The organism is Pseudomonas sp. BN607 (assembly GCF_029871175.1).
Classification (GTDB): domain Bacteria; phylum Pseudomonadota; class Gammaproteobacteria; order Pseudomonadales; family Pseudomonadaceae; genus Aquipseudomonas.
On the sequence record NZ_SSOE01000060.1, the window covers coordinates 160,917 to 185,961 of the forward strand.

Consider the following 25,045-nt stretch of genomic DNA (forward strand, 5'->3'; position numbering starts at 1 on the left):
ATCAATGATGTTCGCGGGCTTCGCGCAGCAGCCCGAGGGCTTCCTGCACCGGCCGATCGGAATAGCTGAACAGCACACACGCGTCGTCCGCCTGCAGGCTCAGCGTTACCCAGCTCGGCACGACGAAGGTGTCCTTGGGCTCGAAATGGAAGGTCTGCCCACCGATGATGGCGCGCCCCCGTCCCTCGACCACCGAGTACACGGTGGCATCGGTGCAGCGGGCAGTCTTGCCGACGAACCCGCGTGGCAGCAGCTGCATGCAGGTACCGATGGTGGGCATGGCCCAGCCGCCAGTGGCCGGGTTGACATACCGCAGCTTCACGCCATCCCAGGCATCCACCTCGCCCTGCTGCTCGAGCGTGGCCAGCGCTTCGCGGGTACGCGTATACGGGTAGCTGAAAATCGGTGAGGTAGCGCCCTGCACCTCATGGCGCAGCGGCAGCATGTTGGCGCCGTAGCGGGCCAGGCTGTTGCCGTCCGGGCGACTGACCGGCTGCACGGCCTGCGGGTAGTTCTCGGCGAAACCGGCGCCATAGAAGCGCACGGTGGGGATGTCCAGGCCGTCGAGCCAGATCACCGGCTCGCCGCCTTCGGTTTCGCTGGGGTTGCCGTGGTCATGCCAGGTCCAGGACGGGGTGATGATGAAGTCGCCCGGGTGCATGGTGGTGCGCTCGCCGTCCACTGCGGTGTAGGCGCCCTTGCCTTCGACCACGAAACGCAGCGCCGACTGGCTGTGGCGGTGGCTGGGGGCAATCTCGCCCGGCAGGATCAGCTGCAGCCCGGCATACAGGCTGGGGGTGATCGAGGCCTGGCCGCGAATACCCGGGTTTTCCAGCACCAGCACCCGGCGCACCGCCTCTTCGGCGCTGATCAGCTGACCGGCCTCCATCAGGTACGGGCGCACTTCACTGAAGCGCCACAGCGCCGGCACGCAGGTGGTGGTGGGCTGCGGCGGTACCAGGTTGTGCAGCTGTTCCCACAGGGGGAACAGCGCCTGGCTGTCGATGCGTTGATAGAAGTCGGCGCGGGCCGTGCCGATGTTGTCGTTGTTATTCATCGCTTCACCTTCGGTGGGCTGGGAAGGGGCGATTGGCAGTGGCAGCGCCCCGTTGTGCGATCGATTAAACGCCCGCCAGGCATACAAAAAAAATGATATTTTCATATGCATCCATACCAAAAAGATGATGAGAGGCACGCCATGCACTGGACCCGCCGCCTGCGCCCAAGGCACCTGCAACTGCTGGTGACACTGGCCGAAACCGGTAACCTCAGCGACACCGCTCGGCAGGCCTACACCACCCAGCCTGGGCTGTCGAAGTTCCTCAAGGAGTTGGAGGAAGATGCCGGCGCCCTACTGTTCGAGCGCCATGCGCGGGGCCTGCGGCCGACCGCCGAAGGTACCCTGCTGGTCAACCATGCGCGGCGCATACTCAGCGAGATGGAGCGCGCACAAAGCAATCTGGATGCCTTGCGCGAAGGCAGCGCGCCCAACGTGGCGATAGGCACCTCACCGGCTTCGGCGCCAAGCCTGGTGCCTGACGCCATCCTTTACTTCCTGGAAAAACACCCGAAAGCGCAGGTATCGCTGCAGGAAAGCACGATGAACGTGCTGCTCGAACGCCTGCAACTGGGCCAACTGGATGTGGTGGTCGGGCGGGTCGACAACTACCAGCCCAGCCAGGCCCTGCATAGCGAGATGCTGTTTCGCGAACCCATGCAGGTAGTCGCCCGCCCCGACCACCCGCTGGCCGCGCGCAAGGGCCTGAGCTGGGATGACCTGTATGAGTACGATTGGCTGTTGTGGCCGCCTGCCACGCCGATCCGCAACCGACTGGACACGGCCCTGAGCAACGCCGGGCGCAAGCCGTTGCCGTGCCGCATCGAATCGTCGTCGCTGATGGCCAATTTGTGGTTGATGCAGAACAGCGACATGCTGTCGGTGGCGTCCGGGCGGGTGGCCGAGCATTTCCATGGGCGCGGGTTGTTGCGCCAGCTGGATTTCGAGCTCGAGGCCGAAGGCTCGATCGGTATGTGCTGGCGTGATGAACCGCATATCGAAGGGGCAGTGCTGGATTTGCTGGAGAGCCTGCGCGAAGCGGCCCGCAGCCCCATTCGCAAGCCTTGACCGGTGCTGGTTTCTGCGCGGGCCGAACGTTCAGGCCGCGACGCCGTCATAACCTGAGCCGGTGCCGACACGCAAAGAGGACGCGAAATGACCCAGCCCGACCCGTCGTACGTCAAATGGCTCGAAGACCGCGCCATGCTCAAGGCCTCCCAAGACCGGGCCAGCCTGTACTCAGGCCAGTCGCGACTGTGGCAACAACCCTATGCCGAAGCCCAGCCCCGCCGAGCCACGGAAATCGCCTCCGTCTGGCTCACCGTCTACCCCGACGCCATCATCGCCCCTGAGGGCTGCTCAGTCCTTGGCGCCCTGGCCCACGAAGCACTGTGGAAGCGCCTGTCGGAAATCGGCGTGCAGGGCCTGCACACCGGCCCGATCAAGCTGTCCGGCGGCATTCGCGGCCGCGAGCTTACCCCCAGCGTGGACGGCAACTTCGACCGTATCAGCTTCGACATCGACCCGCTTTACGGCAGCGAGCCGGAGCTGATCCAGATGAGCCGCATGGCCGCCGCGCACAATGCCGTGACCATCGACGACCTGATCCCCTCACACACCGGCAAAGGCGCCGACTTCCGCCTGGCCGAGATGGCCCACGCGCCCTACCCGGGGCTGTACCACATGGTCGAAATTCGCGAGGAAGACTGGCCGCTGCTGCCGGAAGTGCCGGCAGGCCGTGATGCCGTCAACCTGCTGCCCGCCCAGTGCGACGAACTCAAGGCCCGCCATTACATCGTCGGCCAACTGCAGCGGGTGATTTTCTTCGAGCCTGGGGTGAAGGAAACCGACTGGAGCGCCACACCACCCATCACCGGTGTCGACGGCAAGACCCGGCGCTGGGTGTACCTGCACTACTTCAAGGAAGGCCAGCCATCGCTGAATTGGCTGGACCCGACCTTTGCCGCCCAGCAGATGATCATTGGCGACGCCCTGCACGCGCTGGACTGCCTGGGCGCACGCGGCCTGCGCCTGGACGCCAACGGCTTTCTCGGCGTGGAAACCCGCGCCAGCGGTACCGCCTGGTCGGAAAGCCACCCGCTGTCGATCGTCGGCAACCAGTTGCTCGGCGGCATGATCCGCAAGGCCGGTGGCTTCAGTTTCCAGGAGCTGAACCTGACCCTCGACGACATCGCCCAGATGTCCAAGGGCGGTGCCGACCTGTCCTACGACTTCATCACCCGGCCGGCCTACCAGCATGCATTGCTGACCGGCGACACCGAGTTCCTGCGCCTGATGCTCAAGGAAATGCACGCCTTCGGCATTGACCCGGCCTCGCTGATCCATGCCCTGCAGAACCACGACGAGCTGACCGTGGAGCTGGTGCATTTCTGGACCCTGCATGCTCACGACATGTACCTGTACAAGGGCCAGACCCTGCCAGGCAGCATTCTGCGGGAACATATCCGCGAAGAAATCTACGAACGGCTGTCGGGCGAGCATGCTCCGTACAACCTGCGCTTCGTCACCAACGGCATCGCCTGCACCACCGCCAGCCTGGTTGCGGCGGCATTGGGTATTCGCGACCTGGAACAGATTGGCGCAGCGGACATCGAGCTGATCCAGAAGGTGCACCTGCTGCTGGTCATGTACAACGCCATGCAGCCCGGGGTGGTCGCGCTGTCTGGCTGGGACATGGTCGGCGCCCTGCCCTTGCCGGCCGAAGCCGTGGCCGAGCGCATGCTGGACGGCGATACCCGCTGGATTCACCGCGGTGGCTACGACCTGGCCGGGCTGGACCCGCAGGCCGAGACATCGGTGCGCGGCATGCCCCGCGCCCGGGCGCTGTATGGCAGCCTCGATAACCAGCTGGAGCACGCCGATTCGTTCGCCAGCAAGGTCAAGAAGCTGCTCGCGGTACGCCAGGCCTATGGCATCGCCACCAGCCGCCAGGTACTGGTGCCCGACGTGAGCAGCCCAGGTTTGCTGGTCATGGTGCATGAGCTGCCGGCGGGGCGCGGCATCCAGATCAGCGCCCTGAACTTTGGCCAGGACGTGATCGCCGAGGAGCTGCATCTGACCGGATTCACGCCGGGCCCGGTGGTGGACATGATCAACGAGACGGTCGAGGGCGACCTGACCGAAGATGGCCGGCTGATGGTGAACCTGGACCCGTACGAAGCGCTGTGCCTGCGCATCGTCAACAGCAGCGGCCATGTCTGACTGTCGGTAAGGCTGCTCCACGGTGTGGGAGCAGCCTGCCACTGCCTGCCCAAGCGATGAAGCCTTGCAGGCGCCCTGGCCCTGACCGGGTTGGAAATGGCTGCCCCAATCCCCCAACCTTGGGGAACGCTGCCCACCGGCAACACGCGGGCGGCAGCCCTGCCGAAAAACCGCACGCCCCGTTCTACAAGGCCTGCAACGCAATTATCAGGTTTTGGCACAGCTCTTGCCGACTACCTCCCAGACGCCCCAAGTCCATGGGCCCGTTTGCAGGAGGAATTGACTCATGCACCGACCGATACCCCACCCGCTGGCAGTGGCGATTTTCGCCGGCATGCTCCAGCTCCCGGCGCAGGCTGCCTTGAATGCTGTCGATCCAGGCGCCTATGTCCCCGCCAACGGTGGCTTTCCCGCCTGGTACCAGGACAGTCACGGTCGTACCCTCGACCTGTGCCTGACCAAAGCGGTCAGCTCACGTGTAGCCGGCGCACCCGGCGCCCCGTCGTACATGTGCACACTGTTGCCCACCCCCGGCGTGTTCGACGATACCCAACCCATCGTGTTCCCCACCAACTTCCCGGACGAAGCGTTCTGGTTCACTGCCGACGCCGCCATTGTCGATGCCACCCGCGGTATCGACCTCAGCTATGGCACGGCGATCGAAGCGGCATTTGCCGCCGAGGAACCGGTCGAAGGCGACCAGGTCAGCTTCGCCCGGGTACGCATCCGGGTAGATGTGCCGACCGCCGGTACCTACGTCATCACCCACCCGTACGGCGTCGAGGTATTTGACGTTCCCGCCGCCGGACGCCGGGCAATCAACATGACCCGCGACATCGGCATCGCCGGCGCCGGCGACTTCACCGGCGCCCTCAAGGGTGACGTCGGGCCGTTCCTGCGCAGTGTCAATGGCCCCTACACCGAAGGCAGCGAGCGCTTCATTGGAGACCCGAACCTGGAAGAAAGGGTCACAGGCAGCCCGTTCAACACCAACTATGTACGCATCGAAGGCCCGGGTGGCATCGACCTGCGCACCGAGCTGTTCTCGATCTCGGGCAAGCTCTCGACCGTCGCCCTGCCGACCCCGCTGATGCCACAGCGCAGTACGTATTCACGGCACAGCGAGGACGGCGACCTGCGCGCCCAGCAGGATATCTTCGTGATGGCCCCGCCGCCGCCCGCCAGCGTCACCCTGACCAGCCAGACACCCAACCTCAACCTCACCGAGGCCAACGGGACCGGCGCCTGGTACGCCCAGTCGGCGCTTAACCCCGCCGCTGGCACCCTCGTCACGCTGACTGCCGACAACAGCGTGGCCATCCCCACCAGCAGCCTGACCACCAGCAACCTGCCGCTGACCGACCTGGTCACCATCACCCAGGCCCAGTACCGCCTGTCCACCGGCGAACTGACCCTGGTCGCCAGCACCAGTGACGAAACCACCCCACCGGTCCTCACCGCTCATACCGGCAACGGCACGTTGATCGGCAACCTGGGCGGCAGCGGCGCGGTGAAGACGTTGAGCACGACCCTCTCGCCCATTCCGCCGGCCAAGGTGCAAGTCACCAGCGCCAACGGTGGTAGCGACACCGAAGACGTGGTGCTGGTGCCATGAACAGACAAAGGCTCAGCCTTCAAGGAGGCAGCATGAACACTTGGTCGCGCCGTGCGCTGTTGGCCGCCGGTTTCTCCCTCACCGTTACCAGCGCCGCGTTTGCCGCGCTGTCTGATGTCGACCCGGGGCCCTACACCTTCGCCACCGGTGGCTACCCGATGTGGTACAAGGACGGCCTGGACCAGTCCTTGGAGCTGTGCCAGTCACGCGCCACCAGCACCCGGGTGCCGGGCACTCCGGCTGCCCCGTCCTACATGTGCACCCTGCTGCCCGAACCCGGCATCTACGATGACGCGCTGCCCCTGGTGTTCCCCGACAACTGGCCGCCGGAGATGTTCTGGTTCCTGGCCGAAGCTACCATCCCCGCCGTCGGCAACAGTGGCTACGAGCTCGATGCCTACGTCGCCGGCCTGGAAGCGGCCTTCGCCGCCGAAAACCCGGTAGACGGCGACCAACAGAGCTTCGCGCGCATACGGATCCGGGTCTCGGTACCGGCTGCAGGCGTCTACACGATCACCCACCCCTATGGTGTGGAGACGGTCAACGTCGCCACGCCCGGGCGGCGTGCGATCAACATCACCCGCGACGTCGGCATCGGCGCTCCCGGCAACTTCACCGGGGCCCTCAACGGCGCCCTGGGGCCATGGCTGCGCGGCGTGGGCGGGCCCTACACCGAAGTCAACCCCGACACTGGTGCCAGCGAAACCTTCATCGGTGACCCGAACCGCCCTGAAGCCGTGGTCGGCAGCCCGTTCAACACCAACTTCATCCGCATCGACGGCCCTCCCGGGCGGATCGAGACAGCACTGTTCACAGTCTCGGGCAAAGTGCTGGACCAGCGCGCGCAAACGCCGGTATCCCTGGAACGTGCCACCTACTCGCGCAACGCAACCGGTACGCGTACCGAAGTGTTCGCCAAGGCCCCCAAAGAGGCCAGCCTGTGCATGCGCAACGGTATCGCCTTGGTCGGCACCCCACCTTCGCCCTGCCAATTCACCCTGACCGCCGACAACAACGGGCTGTTCTTCCACCAGCAACCCAGTACCGACGCACCGCCAACGGTGGTTGTGGTCACCGCCAGCAACACGGCCGGCGGCACCCAGCCGACCGCGCTGTCGAGCAAGCTCACCGACGTGGTCAAGGTCAGCACCGCACGCTACGACTGGGCCAACAAGCGCCTGCTGATCGAGGCCAGTTCCAGCGATGAAGTGGCGATCCCGGACCTGCTTGCCCAAGGCTATGGCCGCATGTCCAAGTCGGGCACGCTGCAAAGCCTGACCGTCAACGACGTGGCGCAGCCACCGGCCACCGTCACAGTCAAGTCCGCACGCGGCGGTAGCGATGTCGAGCCGGTGATCGTGGTCGGCAACGCACCGGTCGAGGCTGCCAACCAGCCACCGCTGGCCCAGGCCGATATCGGCAGCACCAGTGTCGGAGTACCGATTACCCTGAACCTGCTGCAGAACGACAGCGACCCGGACGGTAACGTACCGTTGACCATCAGCGACCTCACCCAACCAGGCACTGGCCTGGGCGGGGTGGTGCTCAACGGCACCACATCGATCACCTACACACCGCCACCCGGCGCCACGCAACCGCTGGTAGCCACCTTCAGCTACCAGGCGATGGATGCCAAAGGCCTGAAGTCGACACCGGCCACGGTCACCATCAACGTTGCGCCTAACCAGGCACCCACCGCCAACCCGGAGACCGTCGCTACCCTGGGCGTACCACTGACCATCAATGTGCTGGCCAACGATACCGACCCGGAAGGCAACCTGCCGTTGGCCGTGGCGGCCGTAACCCAGCCAGCCGCCGGCCGTGGCACGGTCAGTACCGACGGCGCCACCGTGACCTACACCCCTCCAGCCACCGTGACCACTGCCTTCAGCACCACGTTTACCTACCAGGTACGCGACTCGCTCGGCGCGCTGTCGACGCCGGGTACGGTCACCGTCAACGTGTCGCCACGGCCTGCCGCGGAAACCTTCACAGTCACGGCAGCCACGGTCACGGCGCGCTCCAACAACCGTTACAACTGGGACATCAGTGGCACCTCATCGGTGACTACCGGCAACGTCGTCACCGTGCGGGTCACCACCACCACCGGCGTGCAGACCCTGGGCACCACCACCGTCCCGGTCACCGGCCGCTGGCGCCTGGCGGTCAGTAACAGCACCACGATAATCCCGACCGCCGCGCCGACGGCGACCATCACCACCAGCACGGGGACCACCCGCACCGTCAACGTGGTCGTGCAGTAACGGCGGGGTAACGCGATGAAACGCTTGTATCCAGTGCTGCTCAGCCTGGCCCTGGTGGGCCAGGCCAGTTGGGCCGACGACCTGATGGACAATGCCGACCTTGCACCCGGCAACGACCTCGGCGAACCGCTGATCATCCGCCTGCTGCCGGTCGGCGCTGGCCAGGCCGCGGTGATCGAGCAGCAAGGATCGGGCAACCGCGCCGCCCTCGACCAGAACGGCCAGGCCTTGCTGGGCCGTATCGTCCAGGCCGGCGGTGCGCAGGAAGCCTACATCCTGCAAGAAGGTAGTGACCTGATGGCCAGCATCAGCCAGCAGGGCAATGGCAACAGCGCGTCGATCCGCCAGAGCGGCAGCAGCAACAGCGCTGCCATCGAGCAGATCGGCAACGACAACAGCGCCAGCATCGTGCAGTCCGGCTCGGGCCTCAACAGCTCCGTGACCCAGGCCGGCAATGGCCAGCATGTTCAGATCACCCAATTCCGATAGACCTGGAGGCACCACCATGTACAAGCTCGCTCCCTTAAGTGCCGCTATCGTCCTGGCCTTGGCAGGCCAGGCCATGGCTGCTGACAGCACCTCGTCACAGACCCAGGACGGCAAGGAAAACATCGCCGAGGTCAGCCAGACCGCTGCCCCCTTTGCTTCAGCCACCCAGAACCAGACAGGTAAAGGCCATAACCACCTCGCGGTGCAATCCGAGAGCACCAGCGACATCCAGCAAAGTGCCAATGGCTCGTACAACGCTGGGTACGCCGAGCAGCTGTTCGAAAACGGCAGCCAGATAACCCAGCAGGCCAGCGGTAACTACAACGATGCCTTCGCCAGCCAGTCGTTGGGCACCAGCAACGAGGCCCTGCAAACCCAGCAAGGCGCCGAGAACCGCTCGACCGTGTGGCAGGACAGCCAGGAAGGCAGCAAAGCCACCACCTGGCAATCCGGCCAACGTAACGAAGCCTTCGTCGAGCAGACATTCGGCGGTACCAATAACCGCAGCACCGTCAACCAGACCGGCCAGGACAACTACGCGGCGGCAGAGCACCTCAACTACATCGATGGCGATATCCAGGTGTACCAGGATGGCCGCGAAAACTGGGCCTACGGCGACCAGCGCGACGGCACCGGCGGCACCATCGGTATTGGCCAGTACGGGACTGGCAACTCGGTCGAAGTGTGGCAGGACAACCAGCTTGGCAGCCAGGCCTCGGTCATCCAATCAGGGCAGCTCAACGAGGGCTACATCGACCAGAGCTTCGGTACCGACAACAAGGTCAGCCTTTCGCAACAAGGCCGCGCCAACGCCAGCTGGTCGGACCAGTTCGAGACCAACAATTCGAACACCACCATTACCCAGACCGGCAACAACAACCTGCACTACACCTACCAGAATGGTGAGAACCTCAACCTGACCATCAACACCAAGGGCAATGGCAACACCATCACCGCCAGCAACTGGAAAGGCGCCAAGATGGGTGGCCAGTTCGGTACCAACCAGACCGCCACCATCAACCAGAACGGCAACGGCAACGGCGTGAACCTGACCCAGAACGGTGAAAACCATGTGGCCACGCTGAACCAGAAAGGTACCGGCAACCAGATGCAGACCAAGCAGGCCGACAGCAACAACGAGCTGTACTTCGAGCAGAACGGTACCGACAACATCCTGATCGCTGACCAGCGCGGCACCGATAACTATGCCTACGGCAATAGCCAGGGCACCGGTAACGCGATCAACCTCGACCAGTCGGGCTACAGCAACCAGAGCTATACCAACCAGCTGTACGGTAGCGGCAACGAAGCCACCATCAAGCAGACTGACAGCATCAACGTCGCTTACGTGACCCAGGGAGGTCAGGGCAACAAGGCGTTCGTCGACCAGAGCGGTATCGCGCAAACCGCCACTATCACCCAGCTGGGCAGCGCGAACATGGCCACTGTGACCCAGAAGTAAACCTTTCCCCCTTGAACCGCGGTGCTCCTCTCCCTGGTGCCGCGGTTCCTTTTTCTGGGGCTCGACAAACGACGGCCTGTTGAAGCAACCCGTGCTGCGAACGTGATGTAATTGTCGCTGATCCCGCAAATAGGCCAGCCGCGAAAAGCGCATTACAATTGGCCTACCTGAACCGATGCCCTGCCCATGATCCAGTCCGACCTCGACCTGTTCGGCCATCAGCCGCAACGCCTGGCCAGCCACACGGTGCTGCTGCCGGGGTTCGCCCTGGCCGAAATCGAGCCGGTGCTCGACGCCCTGCGCCCGGTGCTGCGCGCCGCCCCATTGCGCCACATGCACACCCCGGGAGGCTTGCGCATGGCGGTAGGCCTGACCAACTGCGGCGCACTGGGCTGGGTCAGTGACGAACAGGGCTATCGCTACAGCGCCAGCGACCCGCTCAGCGGCCAACCCTGGCCCGCCCTGCCCCAGGTTTTGCTCAGTCTGGCCGCCCGTGCCGCTGCTTTGGCGGGGTTCGATGGCTTCGTCCCGGACGCCTGCCTGGTCAACCATTACCTGCCCGGTACCCGTCTGAGCCTGCACCAGGACCGCGACGAGCAGGACTTTGGCCAGCCCATCGTTTCGGTGTCGCTGGGCCTGCCGGCGGTGTTCCTGCTCGGCGGGCTGCAGCGCGCCGACAAGACCCGACGCGTACCACTCAGCCACGGCGATGTACTGGTGTGGGGTGGCGAAGACCGCTTGCGCTTCCACGGCGTGCTACCGATCAAGCCAGGCGTGCATCCGCGACTGGGCGAACGGCGCATCAACCTGACCTTGCGCAAGGCCGGGCCCTGAACAAGGCCGGTCATGTGCCGCTCGGCGCAAATACGATGACCGCTGATGAAACACGTTGAACATCTTCGCCAGGCAAGCTTCAAATGATAAGCCGCGCCTTACTCTGCCTGGAGCCAGCCATGCCCAATCCGCCCAGTCTGTCGAACCGTCGCAACGGAGCCCCGCACTGATGAAGATGCCCGGCCGTGCACCCAATGCCTCGTTGCAACTCGATTACGTCCGCGACACCTTGTTCGGCCCGGTGGCGCAGAGCGTCGAATGCCAGTGCCAGCTTGCCCCGCTCAACCTGCAAGGCCGGCCGGCACTGCGCCTGCATATCTGTCCGCCGTTGCCCGACAAAGTCGACCGTGCCCACAGCATGGCGTTCATGTGGGATGGGCGCAGCTACCACGGTGTAGTCCGCGACAAAGGCAAATGTGGCGACGGCGGCCTGAACCTGCTGCTGGAGCTGCAGTAAGCCGATCAACGGCCACCATCCCGGCTGAACCGGCTGCGCGCCGCGTGTCTCCATAGCAAAAGGGCCAATACCTGCTGGAGTACGCCATGAACAGTCCGTTGCTCAAGCTCTTTACCCACCCGGCCGACGCTTGGCTGGAGATCCGCCGGGCCGAGGAAGATCACCCACAGCAATACCTGCCGCGCCTGCTGATGCTGGCGCTGATCCCTGCCGTATGCCTGTTTGTGGGCACCACCACCTTTGGCTGGAGCCTCGCGGCCGAGGAGCGGGTACGTCTGAGCATGGGCAGCGCCGCGCAACTGGCGGGGCTTTTGTATGCCTCCACGGTCATCGGCGTGATGCTGATGGGGGTGATCATCCGCGGGATGTCACGGGGGTTCGATGCGCAACCCAGCCTTAACCAGTGCATCGGCTTTGCCGCCTACTGCGCGACACCGTGGTTCTTTGCCGGGGTGGTCGGCCTGGTGCCGATTCGCTGGGTGGCGTTCAGTGCGCTGCTGGCCGCCTCGGCCTATGCCAGTGTTTTGCTGTATGGCGGGTTGCAGACGTTCCTGCGGCTGAAGAAGGAGCAGGCCATGCTATTCGCGACATGCGTCTGGGGCGTGGGCTTGCTGGTGATGGTGACCATTCTGGTCGCGATGATCCTGATCTGGTTCAATGGCCTGATGCCGGAATACGTACGCCCGGCCAGCCTGGGCTGACCGGGGCACGCGCGCGTTCAGGCAATCGCCTTGACCGGCGTCGGGCGGGTGTCACGCAGCGCATGCAGTTGCCCGACCAGGTTTACCACGTCACGGCAACTGTTGAGGTTTTGCAGCGGAATCCCGAGCGTCACACCCTCGTCAAGACTCTGGCCCTGGCCGAGGCGGATAGTCAGGGTGGTGCCGTCCGGGCAGCTGACTTCACAGCGATCCGGCAGGCAGGCCTGCTCGATCATCTGCCGCATCTCTAGCATCGAAACTCCAATCAACGACATGGTACGACCCTCTCTGTGGGATGGCCTGTTATGTGGAAGTACGCCTTTTTCGGGCGGGGCGCCAATTGATAATGCCCATGCCCTGTTGGACGTCCATGCGCCAGGGCAATGATCATGCGGGGAATCCTCTAGCACCTTAGTGGAAGATCGCTCGCCACGGCTGGGTGTTCGAATGGAATGGCGAACTTAGCGACGAGTGGTCCCAACAGGACTCAGCGATGCCCACAGGTGCTGTGCCGCGTAGGCCCGCCAGGGGCGCCACGCCAGTGACCGTTCGGCGAGTCGAGCCTGTTCACCTTCGAGCAGGCGCAATGCCTTGATCAGGGCCACGTCACCCAACGGCAAGGCATCGGCTGCGCCAGCCTGGCGCAGCGCCAGGTACTGTGCACTCCATGGGCCGATACCTTTCACCCTGCACAGGTTGCTCAGCAGGTCATTCAGCATTTGGCCGGGACGCAGCAGTCCTGGTGCAGCAAGCAAGGCATTGGCCAGGGTGCCTAGGGTCGCGGCGCGTGCCCTGGGCATACCCATGTTTTCGAACTGCGCAGTGGCCAAGGTTGCCAATGCCGGGAACACATGGCTCAGACCCGTCGCGGTAAAGCGCAGGGGCACGCCGTGGCGCTGTACCAGGCGGCCAGCCAGGGTCATGGCGCCGGCTACGCTGATCTGCTGGCCCAACACCGTACGCATGGCTTGTTCACACGCGTCCCACCCTTGTGGCACGCGCAGGCCTGGTCGGTAATCAAGCAAGGTTGCCATCAAAGGGTCCCGCGACAGATCGGCACGGATGCGCGCGGGGTCGGCGTCCAGGTCGAACACCCGCCTCAGCTTCGCGATCAGGCCTGGCAACGCCGATGATGGAACGCCTTCAAGGTGGATACGCAACTGGTCGCGCACAGGGGTGGCGTGCAGCACAGCGTGGCGGCCAGCGACGACCAGCGTGCGGCGATAGGTGCCGTCGTCGCAGGTCTCGATGCCAGGGATGCAGCGGGCGGCGAGAAAGGCCAGGGTCGAGGGCCAGTGGTATGGGGCACGGTAACGCAGCCACAGGGTGTGGTGGCTGAGGGTGGTGGACGACCGGCGTACGGCGTGCAGGGGTGATAGCTTGGGCATGGGCCGATCATGCCAGAAATCGCCGGGGGCCAGTTCCTGTTCAAGGGCGCAGGCGCGCGCCGGGTCCCAGACGCGATGCAAGGCCGCTGCCCCAGGTAAACGCGCATTCCTGTGGCAGCGGCCCAGCTTTCAACCCTGCATCTGCCCGAAGCGCCCGGCATGGAAGTCGTCGAACGACTCGGCGATTTCCGCCTGGCTGTTCATCACGAACGGGCCATAGCCAACGATCGGCTCATCGATCGGTTCACCGCTGAGCAGCAGCACACTGGCACCGTCCAGCGCTTCAACGCTAACGTTCTCACCTGCCCGGTCCAGCAACACCAGGCTGGACGGCCCGGCCTCGCGCTCGCCATTGACCCGCAAGTTGCCGCGCAACACCACCAACGCCGCATTGCGCCCGGCGGCCACCGGCAGTTGCAGGTTGGCGCCAGCGTTCAGCCGCAAGTCCCAGACATCCATGGGGGTAAAGGTTCGCGCCGGCCCTTGATGGCCACGGTAGTCACCGGCAATCACCCGCAGGCTACCAGCACCCGCGTCCAGTGCCACCACCGGGATATCATTGGCCAGTAACGTCTGGTAGCCGGCCGCTGCGCGCTTGTCCCGCGCCGGCAGGTTGACCCACAGCTGAACCATCTCCAGCGTACCGCCACTGTTGGCAAACCCCGGGGAATGGAACTCTTCATGGATGATGCCATTGGCAGCGGTCATCCACTGCACATCCCCAGGGCCGATCAAGCCACCCGCCCCCGTCGAGTCACGGTGCTCCAGTTCGCCCTGATAGACGATGGTCACTGTCTCGAAGCCGCGGTGCGGGTGCTGACCAACGCCGCGGCGGGCATGGGTTGGGGCGAAATCATGCGGGCCAGCATAGTCCAGCAGCAGAAACGGGCTGATGCGGCTGGCCAGGTTGTCGTATGTGAACAGGCTGCGCACCGGAAAACCATCGCCCACCCAATGGGCGTGAGGGCTGCTGTAGGTACCCAGGATCTTTTTCATGAGAAGGCTCCTCTTGGCTGGGATAACCTTATCAATGATGCCAATTTATCGATAGACAGAAGAAACAGGCCAGATCGTTCCATGGATGGAACAGTCAGTGCTGCAAGAAATTCAGCACCTGCTCGGCAGCCATCGCCGGGTCTTCCTGCATGAAACAGTGCCCACCGGCGACCTGTTGCGCACTGACATGACTGTTGAGTGCCGCCAACCGGTTCACCGAGCGCGGCACGAACGGGTAAGTATGCTCGCCATACAACACCCGCGTCGGCGTGCGGATTGCGCCAAGGCTGGCCCACATGCGCGTTGGGAACGAGCTGAAGATTTCCACCTCACGGCTGGGTCGACACTTGAGCACCACGGCTTCGCCACAGTCGCCGATGGCATGCTCCACGTAAGCCTGCAGCGCCGCATCGGTCCAGCCTTTGAAGATGCCACGGCCGTGCAGCGATGCCAGCGCCGCTTCACGGTCAGGCCAGTGACTGCGCCGGCCGGCAGCCTTGAGCGCCAGCGCATGGCGCTGGTGCAGGCCGACCAAGGCGGCCGCGCCCATCACCCCGAGCATGCGCCGGCTGAACAATACCGGGTCGAGCAGTACTGCACGGGCGAACAACTGCGGGTCGCTGGCCAGGATCAGCCCGGTCAGCACACCACCGAAACTGTGGCCAACGGCAAAACGCGGTACCTCGCCGTACTCGCCACGGCCGGCTTCAAACGCCTCCACGGCCAGCGCGGCGGTGCGGTTCCAACCCCGAAACACCCCGCCGTGGTCGCTGTCACCATGGCCTTGGACATCACACAGCCACAGGTCGAAATGCTCGCCCAGGCGCATCAGTAACGGTTGGTAGGCCAGGCAGCAGAAACCATTGCCATGCAGGAAATGCAGCAACGGCTTGCCACTGGCCGGCGTCCGCCAGCCACGCAGGGTGAAGCCTTCGGCGCATTCGTGGGACCAGGGAATCAACTGCATGGGTTCGCTGTACTCGCAGCACTAGGAGAACGCAGATTCTACAAACAGCAGCGGGTACAAAGAAATCACCAGCAGCAGGGCCATCAGGACATTGAACAGCATCAGCCAGCGGGGATTCTGCAACAGGTTGCGCAGGGCGCTGCCGAACATGACCCATATCCCCACACTCGGCAGGTTGACCAAGGCGAACAAGGCGGCGATCACGATCACGTTGGTGACATAGCCTTGCGCGGGGGTGTAGGTGGTGATCGCCCCGACCGCCATTACCCATGCCTTTGGGTTGACCCACTGGAATGCCGCCGCGCCCCAGAAGCCCAGTGGCTTGCGGGCGCTGGACGAGGCCGTGCCGACCGGCCCTGACGTAGCGATTTTCCACGCGAGGTACAGCAGGTACGCTGCGCCGGTGTAACGCAGCACCGTATAAAGCGCTGGCCAAGCCTTGAAAACCTCGCCCAGGCCCAGGCCCACGGCCAGGACCATCACCATGAAGCCGCAGCTGATGCCCAAGGCATGGGGGATCGAACGGCGCACGCCGAAGTTCACGCCCGAAGCCAGCAACATGGTGTTGTTGGGACCTGGAGTGATCGAAGACACGAACGCGAACAGCACGAAGGCGGTCAGCAGGTCGGCAGAGGCAAGCATGGCGGGGCATTCCACTTTCGTTATAGGTGCTGTCACACTAACGGAGTCGCCCCCCCTGCGACCGATACAGTTCTATTAAATTATGCAGATACACATCACTGTATCGTTATCGTGAATCAAGGAAGCCGTCCTCATGACCCTGACCATTCGCCCTGCCATCCGTACCGATGCCGAACAGATTCTGGCCTTCATCACCGAACTGGCCGACTACGAACGTGCCCGCCACGAGGTGGTCGCCACCCTGGCTGACATCGAGCACAGCCTGTTCGACGAGGGCAGCACGGTGCACAGCCTGATGTGCGAACGCGATGGCCGGGCAATCGGCTATGCCGTGTATTTCTATAGCTACTCGACCTGGCTCGGACGCAATGGCATCTACCTGGAAGACTTGTACATCACGCCCGAGCAGCGCGGTGACGGTGCTGGCCGGCAATTGCTGCAGCACATTGCCCGCGAGGCGGTGGCTAACAACTGTGGGCGGCTGGAGTGGAGCGTGCTGGACTGGAACGAGCCGGCGATCGGCTTCTATCAGAAGCTCGGGGCCGAGGCGCAGGATGAGTGGGTCCGCTACCGGTTGGAGGGGGAAAAACTGGCCACGTTCGCCCGGGGTTGATTGGCGAGGGTATAAAAACCCTGCCTGAAAGCGCTTCAGCTTGATCCACCCTTTCGCAGCACAAGGCCACGCCTGCAGGATCTGGCAATTGACGCCACGCCCGCCCCATGCTCTCCTTATGCCTCGCGTTCAGGTGCCCCTTTGGGGTGAAACGGGAAACCGGTGCGTCGCAGGCCCTCCAACAAGGCCGGACAATGCCGGTGCTGCCCCCGCAACGGTAAGCGAGTGAAACGTCTGTACCACTGTGCCTTGTAATGCGGCATGGGAAGGTGACGTTTTCAAGGAGCCCAGCTCTTCCTCGCAAGCCCGGAGACCGGCCTGGCGTTCATGAACACCCCGCGGTGGGCGGGCGCTGTTGCATTCCCCTGGGCGAGCGTGCCCGGGGCTGCCGCGCTTGCCCATTGCCCACAAAAAAGCAGAGGACCGCGTCATGCCCGTCACCAGCGCCAAGCCACACAGCCTTGCCACCCCCGTTACCCTCAGCCAGCGCGTAGTCATCGCTGTCGGCGCCAGCCTGCTGGGCCTGTGCCTGGTGTATTTCGCCGGTTTCTCGCACATCGAGGCCGTGCACAACGCCGCCCACGACACCCGCCACAGCGCCGCCTTCCCCTGCCACTGACTGAGTACGCCCGATGATCACGCGCATTGCCCGTACCGCGGGCTTCAGCGGGCTGCTTGCGGCCTTGTTGCTGACGCTGTTGCAAAGTTTCTGGGTCGCTCCGCTTATTCTCCAGGCGGAAACCTACGAGTCCTCGGCCCCGGCCGCCCACCACGAACATGGCAGCGAAGCACCTGCCCATGAACACAGCGCCGAAGCCTGGTCGCCGGAAGACGGCTGGCAGCGCGTACTGTCCACCACCGGCGGCAATCTGGTAGTCGCGGTCGGCTTCGCCTTGATCCTCGCCGCCCTGTACAGCCTGCGCGAGCCAAGGCGCATCGGCACTGGCGCCTGGTGGGGCCTGGCCGGATTCGCCGTGTTCTGCCTGGCCCCGACCTTGGGCTTGCCGCCGGAACTGCCAGGTACTGCGGCTGCCGACCTGGGGCAACGTCAGGCCTGGTGGATCGGCACCGCCAGTGCTACAGCCCTGGGCTTGGCGTTGCTGGTGTTCGCCCATCACTGGCTGCTGAAGGCGCTGGGTGCCGTATTGCTGGTCATTCCCCACGTCATCGGTGCACCACAACCCGAGGTGCACGAAAGCCTGGCCCCCGAAGCGCTGGAAACCCAGTTCAAGCTGGCCTCCTGGCTGACCAATGCCGCCTTCTGGGTGGCCCTGGGCCTGCTCAGCGCGTGGCTGTTCCGCCGCTCCAGCCAGGCCTGATGCAGACCTTCTACGCAGGCATCGGCTGTCGCCGGGGTTGCCCGGCGGATACCCTGCACCACCTGCTGCGCCAGGCGCTGGATCACCAGGGCCTGGCGTTGGCCGACCTGCGCGGCATCGCCAGCATCAGCCTGAAGGCCGACGAACCTGGCTTGCAGCTGCTGGCCGAACGCCTCGGCGTGCCTTTGGTGCTGTACCATGGCACGCAACTGCAAGCTTACGCGCCATTGCTCAGCCACCGTTCAGCCACGGCCCATGCCCACACTGGCTGCTGGGGTGTGGCCGAGAGCGCGGCACTGGCCCTGGCCAGCCAACGACTGGGCACCGCCAGCCTGCTGCTGCCCCGCCAGGTACTGGGCCAGGCGACCCTCGCCCTGGCCTGCTGAACGCTTCATTACCCTCTTCACTGCAAGGACTTTCCATGACCGTCTACTTCATCGGCGCCGGTCCCGGCGACCCGGAACTGATCACGGTCAAGGGCCAACGGCTGATTCGCCAATGCCCGGTGATCATCTACGCCGGCTCGCTGGTGCCTGCCGCCGTACTCGAAGGGCATCAGGCCGACACCGTGATCAATAGCGCCGAACTGCACCTGGAGCAGATCATTGCGGCCATGCACGACGCCCATGAGCGCGGCCAGGATGTGGCCCGGGTACACAGTGGCGACCCCAGCCTGTACGGCGCCATCGGCGAGCAGATCCGCCACCTGCAGGCACTGGGCATCGATTACCAGATCATTCCCGGGGTCACTGCCACAGCAGCCAGCGCCGCCCTGCTCGGCTGCGAACTGACCCTGCCGCAGGTCGCGCAAACGGTGATTCTCACCCGCTATGGCGACAGCTCCCCCATGCCGCCCGGCGAACAGCTGCACGACCTGGCGCGCCATGGCAGCACCCTGGCGATTCACCTTGGGGTCAAGCACCTCGCGCGCATCGTCGACGAGCTGTTGCCGCACTACGGCGCGCACTGCCCGGTCGCAGTGGTACACCGGGCCACCTGGCCAGACCAGGACTGGGTACGCGGCACGCTGGGCGATATTGCCGAGCGTGTAGCAGCCAAAGACTTTCGCCGTACGGCGCTGATCCTGGTGGGCCATGTACTGGGCGATACGCCGTTCGCCGAATCCGCCTTGTACCGCGCCGGGCACGCCCACCTGTATCGCCCAGGTGACTGAGCATTGCCAGCCAGACCGCGGGCATAGCAGACTGCGGGTTCCCGCCCGCGTACAGGAGCCATGCCCATGCTGGAATTACGCCCCAACTGTGAATGTTGCGATACCGACCTGCCGGGCGACAGCCCTGACGTGCTGATCTGCTCCTTCGAATGCACGTTCTGCCGTACCTGTGCCGAAACCCGTTTCCAGGGCCGCTGCCCGAACTGCAGCGGCCAGCTGGTGGCGCGCCCAACGCGGGTCGGGCAGGCACTGGCCAACAACCCTGCCTCCACCCTGCGCATCAACAAAGCACACTCAGCCTGCGCGTGATCGGCCACAAGAAAACGACATCACCGCTGCTACAGGGTGATGTTTCCCGTTTTTTGTAGGACTTTTCAACAACAGCCGCAGGTACTTTCAACACTTCTATACTCGGCATTACCAAACCTCGGGAATGGTCGTATCGTGCAGCGCTTCCGATAATCCTACTTGCAGACGTATTCCTGAGTGTTCCAGGAAACGGACCACATCCCGACAGGAGTTTTCTTCATGACAACCGTGCTGATCGTCGACGACCACCCCATCGTCCGGCTGTCTTTGCGCATGATGCTCGAACGCGAACGCTTTCATGTGGTTGGCGAGGTGGGCAATGGCAGTGAAGTGGCACAGGTAGCCCGCGAACTGCGCCCGGACGTCGTCATTCTCGACATTGGCCTGCCAGGGCTGGACGGCATGGAGGTCATCAAACGCCTGCAATGCCTGGAGCCTGTACCGAAGATCATGGTGCTCACCGGCCAGGCCACCGACCTGTACGTACGCCGTTGCCTGGATGCCGGCATCGGCGCCTTCGTCACCAAAGAAGAGGATCACGACGCCCTGCTGTTCGCCCTCAAGGCATTGGTCAAGGGCTATTCGACCTTTCCGCAAATGTCGGTCAACAGCAATTCGCTCGACAGCGAGCCGGTTCGCCTGGCCAGCCTGTCCAACCGTGAAATGGAAGTGTTGCGGCGCCTGGCACGTGGCGAGAACAACAAGAATATCGGCACCTGCATGAACCTCAGCGCCAAGACCATCAGCACCTACCGGGGCCGCATCATGGAAAAGCTCAAGACCGAATCACTGGTGGAAATGGTCGACCTGGCCAAGCGCAACAGCGTCTACTGAGTGCCTAAACGCATGAAGCGCCTGATGGCGAGCGCCCTGGTGACCATTGCCCTGGTCCATTGCAGCGCGTTGCTGGCCGATAGCGAACCCCGCCAGTTACTGGCGCGCTCAGTCAGTGCCGCAGCCCCGCTGGTGCTGTCCAGTGACGACCGCCACTGGCTACGACAACACCAACGGCTGGTACTGGGCAGTTCGCGCCCCGACTACCCACCGTTCGAAATCAACGTCAGCCAGCATGACTACGAGGGTTTGAGTGCCGATTATGCCGGCATCATCGGCGAACAACTGGGCATTGCCATCGAGGTACGTCGCTACAACAGCCGTCACGAAGCTATCACTGCGCTGCGCGAGGGGCGCATTGACCTGCTGGGCAGCTCCAACGCCTTCGAGGCAGCGGACGCCCAGCTCACCCTCAGCACGCCCTATGCCGACGACCTGCCGGTGATCATCACCCGTGAAGGGCGCAGCCTGAAGCACACACCCGACCTCGGTGGCCTGCGCCTGGCCATGGTCGATCACTACCTGCCGGCCAGCAGCGTGCGCAACCTGTACCCCAACGCGCAGCTGAGCCTGTACCGCTCGACCCTGGCCGGGCTCGCGGCTGTCGAGCTGGGCGAGGCAGACGCGTACCTGGGCGATGCCATCAGCACCGATTTCATCATCGGCAAGAGCTTTCAGGGTACGCTGAAGATCGATCACTTTTCCCCTGCATCCCCCGAACCCTTCGCCTTTGCCCTGGCCCGCGACAACCTGCGCTTGCGCCAGCTGGTCGACAAGGCGCTGGCGCGCATCAGCGAGAGCGAACGCTTGAACATCCTGCGCCGCTGGAGCAGCGGCAACACCAGCTTGCTGCTACAACGCCACTTGACCGCCCTCAGCAACGAAGAGGAAGCGTGGATTGCCGAGCACCCCGTCGTCAGCGTGTTGGTCAATACTTCGCTGGCGCCCCTGACGTTCAACGATGCCAAGCACCACCCCAGCGGTATAACCCTCGACCTGCTGAAGCAGATCGCCCTGCGTACCGGGTTGCAATTCAAGCCTGTCGAAAGCACTTCGGCCTCCGCCATGGTCGAGCGCCTGCGCAAAGGTGATGCGATGATGATCGGCGCCTTGGGCTACAGCGCAGACCGTTTGAAGCAACTGCGCTACACCCGGCCCTACCTGATCAGCCCACGAGTACTGGTCACACGCAGTGATCATCCCTCCCCCGCACAAACCAAGGCGCTGGACGGCCAGCGCATCGCCCTGGTTCGAGGATCGCCGCAACGGGCAGCCCTGCAACAACGCTACCCGCAAGCCCGCCTGGTGGAGGTGGACAACCCCCTCGGGCTGATGGAGGCGGTGGCCAATGACCGCGCCGACGTTGCCTTGAGCAGCCATATCAATGCTGCCTACTACATCAACCATGTGTTCAAGGACCGCCTGCGCATCGCCAGCGTACTTGACGACGAGCCGGCCATTGCCGCTTTCGCCGTGGCCGCCGACCAGCCGCAGCTACAGGCCATTCTCGACAAGGCGCTCTTGAGCATTCCGCCCGAAGAGCTCGACCAGCTGATCAACCGCTGGCGCACCAGCACCCTGGTCAGCGACAGCCCATGGCGCGATTACCGCACCCTGGCCCTGCAGGTGCTGGTGCTGTCGGCACTGCTGCTGGCCGGGGTGGTGTTCTGGAACAGCTACCTGCGCAAGCTGATCAACCAGCGCACCGAGGCCCAGCATGCGCTGCAGGCCCAGCTGGCGCTGAGCCGCGGGCTACTTGAGCAGCTGCGTCAAGCCAAGGACGACGCCGAACAGGCCAGCCAGACCAAAAGTACCTTCCTGGCCACCATGAGCCATGAAATACGCACCCCGATGAATGCCGTGATCGGTTTGCTGGAGCTGGCCCTGGAAGACTGTCGCAGCGGGCGCAGCGATACCCAGACCCTGCAGACCGCACACGATTCGGCCATCGGCCTACTTGAGCTGATTGGCGACATTCTCGATATTTCCCGCATCGAATCCGGCCACATTACCCTGCAGCCGGTGCCCACCGACCTGGTCGAACTGGTGCGCGCGACGCTGCGGGTGTTCGACGGTAATGCCCGGGCCAAGGGGCTGCACCTGCACAGCGAACTGCCGTCAGAACCGCTCTGGGTGCTGGCCGACCCGCTGCGGCTCAAGCAGGTCATGTCCAACCTGATCAGCAATGCCATCAAGTTCACCGACCGTGGTGAAGTGCAGGCCAGCCTGCTACTGCCCAAGGTCGCCGGGCACGACATGCTGGCCATCGAGATGAATGTGCGCGACACCGGTATCGGGATCAGCCCCGCCGACCAGGCGCGGTTGTTCAATGCCTTCGTCCAGGCTGAAGGGCCGAGGGCACGGCAAGGTGCTGGCCTGGGCCTGGTCATCAGCCGCACCCTGGCCGAATTGATGGGCGGCGTGTTGACCCTGCAGAGTGTCGAAGGCGTTGGTACCCGGGTACAGGTCAACCTGCAACTGCCCACCTGCGCTGCGCCGGCCCAAGCCACACAGATGCTGCCGCCGGAAACCCGCAGCGAACCGCTGAACATTCTGGTGGTCGACGACTATCCCGCCAACCTGCTTCTATTGGAGCGGCAACTGCACACCCTGGGGCACCACGTTACCCTGGCGGAGAACGGCGAAGTCGCCCTTGCCCACTGGCAGGCCGGGCGCTTCGACCTGGTGATAACCGATTGCAGCATGCCCGTCATGGACGGGCACGAACTCACGCGCTGCATTCGCGCCATGGAAAGCGAACGCGGCCTGTTACCGTGCTGGATCCTGGGTGTCACGGCCAACGCCCAGGCCGAGGAACGCGCCCGCTGCCTGGCCAGTGGCATGGATGAATGCCTGTTCAAACCGATCGGCCTGCGCACGCTCAAGACCCACCTGCCTCAGGCCCGCCCCCGGCAACACAAGGCGGTAGCAGGCCGTGGGGCGCTCAACCTGGCCGAACTGCGCCACCTGACTCAGGATGACGAGCAACTGACTCGGCACCTGCTGGAGCAACTGTCAGTGAGTGTTGGCGAAGACCTGGCCACGTTGCGCGCGTTGGGCCCGGATGCCTCGGATGAAGCCGTGCGTACCTTGGCCCATCGCATCAAGGGTGGCGCCAAGATGATCAGGGTGCGCACCGTGGTCAGGGATTGCGAAGCCATCGAACAGGCCCACACAGAGGGTCTATCGACGGTGGAACAGCGTGCGCACCTGGAGGCCAGCCTGCAGGTGCTGCTGGACGAGATGCGCGACGCGCTCAATGCAATTGCAGCGTCGAACTGATCTGGCTGATGGCATCTACCACGTGCCGTGAGCCCTGCTGGATTTCCATGATTACCGTCCCGGCCTCGTTGGCCAACGCCACCCCATGGCCGGTACGGTTCAGGCTCGACTGCATGCTGGCCACCGCCAGTAGCGACAGGTCGTGGTTCTGTCGCACCACATCGACGATTTCCAGCGTGGCCTTGCTGGTGCGCGCCGCCAGGTTGCGCACCTCGTCGGCGACCACGGCAAAGCCGCGCCCGTGCTCGCCGGCCCGGGCCGCCTCGATGGCCGCGTTCAGCGCCAGCAGGTTGGTCTGGTCGGCAATGCCGCGAATGGTCAGCACGATCTGACCGATCACATCCGACTGCTTGCTGACCGCATCGATGCTGCGCGCCGCGTCGTTCAGTTCCTGGGAAATCTGCTCGATCACCTGCACCGTCTGCTGTACCACCTCGGTCCCTTTGCGTGCGCAGGCGTCAGTCTGCACCGAACTGGCATGGGCGGCATCGGCAGCGCTTTGTTGGGTACAGATCTGGTGGGTGATATCGCTGGCGAACTTGACCACTTTGTAGAGGCGGCCCTTGCTGTCGAAGATCGGGTTGTAGGAGGCCTCGAGATAGACCGTCTGGCCCTGCTTGTTGACGCGTTCGAAACGGTGCGAGTGGTATTCGCCACGGTTGAGCGATGCCCAGAACTCCCGGTATTCGGCCGACTCGCGCTCATGCGCCAGGCAGAACAGCCCGTGGTGCCGGCCGACCACTTCATCGAGCCGGTAGCCCATGGTATCGAGGAAGTTCTGGTTGGCCTTGATCACGCGGCCTTGCGGCGTGAACTCGATCACCGCCATGGAGCGGCCGATGGCCTTGAGCAGGCTTTCACTTTCGTGTTCGAGCATCACCCGCTGGCTGATGTCGGCAGCCACCTTGATCACGCTGGTGACCTGGCGCTGGTCATCCAGCACAGGCATGTAGCTGGCTTCCAGCCAGACTTCGCGCCCGGCCTTGTCCACCCGCTCGAAGGTACCGCTGATGGCCTTGCCCTGCCCCAGCTCGCGCCACAGTTGCTGGTATTCGGCACTTTTGGCGTAGTCCGCCTCACAGAACAGCCGGTGATGCTTGCCCCGCAGCTCGTCGGCGCTGTAGCCCATGGCCTGGCAGAAGCGCTCGTTGGCATCGAGGATGGTGCCGTCGGGCGTGAACTCGATCATTGCCATGGAACGGCTGATGGCGGCCAGTTTGGCCTGTGCATTGGCCAACGCCTGATGACTGCGCTGGATCTCGACCAAATCTGCTTTGCGGTGGAAATCGAACATGACGCAGGGCTCCCTTATGCGCGGTTTTCTGAGCATAGATCGCCGCAGGCGCCGTGCAAGCACAGTGCTATCACTTTGTGACTACTACCTGTTCACCAAATCCGCAGGCCGTTGCGGTCGCTGTCG

The 25,045-nt window shown here is 64.0% G+C and carries 24 protein-coding genes and 1 riboswitch; of the genes, 17 read left to right on the forward strand and 7 right to left on the reverse strand.

The features are described from left to right. Position 1: 1 nt before the first annotated feature. Complete coding sequence (gene gtdA, locus E8E68_RS17470; RefSeq protein WP_266029515.1) at positions 2-1,057, reverse strand: gentisate 1,2-dioxygenase; 1,056 nt, start codon at positions 1,055-1,057, stop codon at positions 2-4. Positions 1,058-1,198: 141 nt separating this feature from the next. Between gtdA and E8E68_RS17475 the strand changes: the two genes are divergently transcribed. From E8E68_RS17475 to E8E68_RS17515, 9 genes are all read left to right on the forward strand, one after another. Continuing rightward, positions 1,199-2,125: a LysR substrate-binding domain-containing protein gene (locus tag E8E68_RS17475; protein WP_266029512.1), complete on the forward strand. Its 927-nt coding sequence runs from the start codon at positions 1,199-1,201 to the stop codon at positions 2,123-2,125. Between the two features lie 87 nt (positions 2,126-2,212). Beyond that, on the forward strand, positions 2,213-4,279 hold the full coding sequence (gene treS, locus E8E68_RS17480; protein ID WP_280343163.1) for a maltose alpha-D-glucosyltransferase: 2,067 nt from the start codon (positions 2,213-2,215) through the stop codon (positions 4,277-4,279). 286 nt (positions 4,280-4,565) lie between these two features. Continuing rightward, positions 4,566-5,894, forward strand: coding sequence for a hypothetical protein (locus E8E68_RS17485; protein ID WP_266029510.1), 1,329 nt, complete (start codon positions 4,566-4,568; stop codon positions 5,892-5,894). Positions 5,895-5,926: 32 nt separating this feature from the next. Then, positions 5,927-8,158 (forward strand): Ig-like domain-containing protein, encoded by a 2,232-nt coding sequence (locus E8E68_RS17490; protein WP_280343166.1) that lies wholly within the window; start codon positions 5,927-5,929, stop codon positions 8,156-8,158. A gap of 15 nt (positions 8,159-8,173) precedes the next feature. After that, positions 8,174-8,647: a curlin gene (locus tag E8E68_RS17495; RefSeq protein ID WP_266029508.1), complete on the forward strand. Its 474-nt coding sequence runs from the start codon at positions 8,174-8,176 to the stop codon at positions 8,645-8,647. A gap of 16 nt (positions 8,648-8,663) precedes the next feature. Then, complete coding sequence (locus E8E68_RS17500; protein WP_266029507.1) at positions 8,664-10,109, forward strand: curlin; 1,446 nt, start codon at positions 8,664-8,666, stop codon at positions 10,107-10,109. Between the two features lie 186 nt (positions 10,110-10,295). Further along, a complete protein-coding gene (gene alkB, locus E8E68_RS17505) occupies positions 10,296-10,943 on the forward strand; it encodes a DNA oxidative demethylase AlkB (protein ID WP_266029506.1) in 648 nt (215 codons plus the stop codon). 169 nt (positions 10,944-11,112) lie between these two features. Next, entirely contained in the window at positions 11,113-11,400 is a 288-nt protein-coding gene (locus tag E8E68_RS17510; protein ID WP_280343170.1) for a hypothetical protein, read from the forward strand. Positions 11,401-11,486: 86 nt separating this feature from the next. Beyond that, positions 11,487-12,101, forward strand: a complete 615-nt coding sequence (locus E8E68_RS17515; RefSeq protein WP_280343173.1) for a Yip1 family protein — start codon at positions 11,487-11,489, stop codon at positions 12,099-12,101. A 17-nt stretch (positions 12,102-12,118) separates the two neighbouring features. Here E8E68_RS17515 and E8E68_RS17520 read toward each other — a convergent pair whose 3' ends face one another. From E8E68_RS17520 to E8E68_RS17540, 5 genes are all read right to left on the reverse strand, one after another. Beyond that, positions 12,119-12,376, reverse strand: coding sequence for a DUF1652 domain-containing protein (locus tag E8E68_RS17520; RefSeq protein WP_266029503.1), 258 nt, complete (start codon positions 12,374-12,376; stop codon positions 12,119-12,121). A gap of 186 nt (positions 12,377-12,562) precedes the next feature. After that, entirely contained in the window at positions 12,563-13,489 is a 927-nt protein-coding gene (locus E8E68_RS17525; RefSeq protein ID WP_280343178.1) for an AlkA N-terminal domain-containing protein, read from the reverse strand. A gap of 129 nt (positions 13,490-13,618) precedes the next feature. Next, positions 13,619-14,485 (reverse strand): pirin family protein, encoded by an 867-nt coding sequence (locus E8E68_RS17530; RefSeq protein ID WP_266029501.1) that lies wholly within the window; start codon positions 14,483-14,485, stop codon positions 13,619-13,621. Positions 14,486-14,579: 94 nt separating this feature from the next. Further along, entirely contained in the window at positions 14,580-15,452 is an 873-nt protein-coding gene (locus E8E68_RS17535) for an alpha/beta hydrolase (protein WP_280343181.1), read from the reverse strand. Positions 15,453-15,473: 21 nt separating this feature from the next. Next, positions 15,474-16,094, reverse strand: coding sequence for a LysE family translocator (locus E8E68_RS17540; RefSeq protein WP_110742993.1), 621 nt, complete (start codon positions 16,092-16,094; stop codon positions 15,474-15,476). Between the two features lie 133 nt (positions 16,095-16,227). Here E8E68_RS17540 and E8E68_RS17545 point away from each other — a divergent pair, with 133 nt between their 5' ends. The 8 genes from E8E68_RS17545 (at position 16,228) to E8E68_RS17580 (ending at position 23,625) form a co-directional block, all read left to right on the forward strand. Then, complete coding sequence (locus E8E68_RS17545) at positions 16,228-16,707, forward strand: GNAT family N-acetyltransferase (RefSeq protein ID WP_280343184.1); 480 nt, start codon at positions 16,228-16,230, stop codon at positions 16,705-16,707. Between the two features lie 114 nt (positions 16,708-16,821). Further along, a riboswitch (cobalamin riboswitch) is annotated at positions 16,822-17,044 on the forward strand. A gap of 93 nt (positions 17,045-17,137) precedes the next feature. Next, positions 17,138-17,326 carry a CbtB-domain containing protein gene (locus tag E8E68_RS17550; protein ID WP_110742999.1) on the forward strand — a complete coding sequence of 63 codons (189 nt, stop codon included), beginning with the start codon at positions 17,138-17,140 and terminating at the stop codon, positions 17,324-17,326. Between the two features lie 13 nt (positions 17,327-17,339). Then, complete coding sequence (locus E8E68_RS17555) at positions 17,340-18,026, forward strand: CbtA family protein (protein WP_266029496.1); 687 nt, start codon at positions 17,340-17,342, stop codon at positions 18,024-18,026. After that, positions 18,026-18,412 (forward strand): cobalamin biosynthesis protein, encoded by a 387-nt coding sequence (locus E8E68_RS17560; protein ID WP_266029495.1) that lies wholly within the window; start codon positions 18,026-18,028, stop codon positions 18,410-18,412. Before E8E68_RS17555 ends, E8E68_RS17560 begins: the two co-directional genes overlap by 1 nt. A 35-nt stretch (positions 18,413-18,447) precedes the next feature. Beyond that, positions 18,448-19,200: a precorrin-4 C(11)-methyltransferase gene (cobM, locus tag E8E68_RS17565; protein WP_110743004.1), complete on the forward strand. Its 753-nt coding sequence runs from the start codon at positions 18,448-18,450 to the stop codon at positions 19,198-19,200. A gap of 66 nt (positions 19,201-19,266) precedes the next feature. Next, on the forward strand, positions 19,267-19,509 hold the full coding sequence (locus E8E68_RS17570) for a DUF1272 domain-containing protein (RefSeq protein ID WP_110743005.1): 243 nt from the start codon (positions 19,267-19,269) through the stop codon (positions 19,507-19,509). Positions 19,510-19,728: 219 nt separating this feature from the next. Then, complete coding sequence (locus tag E8E68_RS17575; RefSeq protein ID WP_266029492.1) at positions 19,729-20,343, forward strand: response regulator transcription factor; 615 nt, start codon at positions 19,729-19,731, stop codon at positions 20,341-20,343. A 12-nt stretch (positions 20,344-20,355) separates the two neighbouring features. Then, positions 20,356-23,625 (forward strand): transporter substrate-binding domain-containing protein, encoded by a 3,270-nt coding sequence (locus tag E8E68_RS17580; RefSeq protein WP_266029490.1) that lies wholly within the window; start codon positions 20,356-20,358, stop codon positions 23,623-23,625. Here E8E68_RS17580 and E8E68_RS17585 read toward each other — a convergent pair. Beyond that, entirely contained in the window at positions 23,600-24,919 is a 1,320-nt protein-coding gene (locus E8E68_RS17585; RefSeq protein ID WP_266029489.1) for a PAS domain-containing methyl-accepting chemotaxis protein, read from the reverse strand. The two genes, E8E68_RS17580 and E8E68_RS17585, sit on opposite strands and share 26 nt — an antisense overlap. Positions 24,920-25,045 lie beyond the last annotated feature (126 nt).

Bases quoted from the DNA above. Each gene is read 5' to 3' on its own strand.
- E8E68_RS17560 (WP_266029495.1), top strand. From the start codon at position 18,026: ATGCAGACCTTCTACGCAGGCATCGGCTGTCGCCGGGGTTGCCCGGCG.
- E8E68_RS17525 (WP_280343178.1), bottom strand. From the start codon at position 13,489: ATGCCCAAGCTATCACCCCTGCACGCCGTACGCCGGTCGTCCACCACC.
- cobM (WP_110743004.1), top strand. From the start codon at position 18,448: ATGACCGTCTACTTCATCGGCGCCGGTCCCGGCGACCCGGAACTGATC.
- E8E68_RS17520 (WP_266029503.1), bottom strand. From the start codon at position 12,376: ATGTCGTTGATTGGAGTTTCGATGCTAGAGATGCGGCAGATGATCGAG.
- treS (WP_280343163.1), top strand. From the start codon at position 2,213: ATGACCCAGCCCGACCCGTCGTACGTCAAATGGCTCGAAGACCGCGCC.
- E8E68_RS17535 (WP_280343181.1), bottom strand. From the start codon at position 15,452: ATGCAGTTGATTCCCTGGTCCCACGAATGCGCCGAAGGCTTCACCCTG.
- E8E68_RS17555 (WP_266029496.1), top strand. From the start codon at position 17,340: ATGATCACGCGCATTGCCCGTACCGCGGGCTTCAGCGGGCTGCTTGCG.
- E8E68_RS17550 (WP_110742999.1), top strand. From the start codon at position 17,138: ATGCCCGTCACCAGCGCCAAGCCACACAGCCTTGCCACCCCCGTTACC.
- E8E68_RS17580 (WP_266029490.1), top strand. From the start codon at position 20,356: ATGAAGCGCCTGATGGCGAGCGCCCTGGTGACCATTGCCCTGGTCCAT.
- E8E68_RS17500 (WP_266029507.1), top strand. From the start codon at position 8,664: ATGTACAAGCTCGCTCCCTTAAGTGCCGCTATCGTCCTGGCCTTGGCA.
- E8E68_RS17585 (WP_266029489.1), bottom strand. From the start codon at position 24,919: ATGTTCGATTTCCACCGCAAAGCAGATTTGGTCGAGATCCAGCGCAGT.
- E8E68_RS17510 (WP_280343170.1), top strand. From the start codon at position 11,113: ATGAAGATGCCCGGCCGTGCACCCAATGCCTCGTTGCAACTCGATTAC.
- E8E68_RS17545 (WP_280343184.1), top strand. From the start codon at position 16,228: ATGACCCTGACCATTCGCCCTGCCATCCGTACCGATGCCGAACAGATT.
- E8E68_RS17530 (WP_266029501.1), bottom strand. From the start codon at position 14,485: ATGAAAAAGATCCTGGGTACCTACAGCAGCCCTCACGCCCATTGGGTG.
- gtdA (WP_266029515.1), bottom strand. From the start codon at position 1,057: ATGAATAACAACGACAACATCGGCACGGCCCGCGCCGACTTCTATCAA.
- E8E68_RS17475 (WP_266029512.1), top strand. From the start codon at position 1,199: ATGCACTGGACCCGCCGCCTGCGCCCAAGGCACCTGCAACTGCTGGTG.
- E8E68_RS17570 (WP_110743005.1), top strand. From the start codon at position 19,267: ATGCTGGAATTACGCCCCAACTGTGAATGTTGCGATACCGACCTGCCG.
- alkB (WP_266029506.1), top strand. From the start codon at position 10,296: ATGATCCAGTCCGACCTCGACCTGTTCGGCCATCAGCCGCAACGCCTG.
- E8E68_RS17540 (WP_110742993.1), bottom strand. From the start codon at position 16,094: ATGCTTGCCTCTGCCGACCTGCTGACCGCCTTCGTGCTGTTCGCGTTC.
- E8E68_RS17575 (WP_266029492.1), top strand. From the start codon at position 19,729: ATGACAACCGTGCTGATCGTCGACGACCACCCCATCGTCCGGCTGTCT.
- E8E68_RS17515 (WP_280343173.1), top strand. From the start codon at position 11,487: ATGAACAGTCCGTTGCTCAAGCTCTTTACCCACCCGGCCGACGCTTGG.
- E8E68_RS17485 (WP_266029510.1), top strand. From the start codon at position 4,566: ATGCACCGACCGATACCCCACCCGCTGGCAGTGGCGATTTTCGCCGGC.
- E8E68_RS17490 (WP_280343166.1), top strand. From the start codon at position 5,927: ATGAACACTTGGTCGCGCCGTGCGCTGTTGGCCGCCGGTTTCTCCCTC.
- E8E68_RS17495 (WP_266029508.1), top strand. From the start codon at position 8,174: ATGAAACGCTTGTATCCAGTGCTGCTCAGCCTGGCCCTGGTGGGCCAG.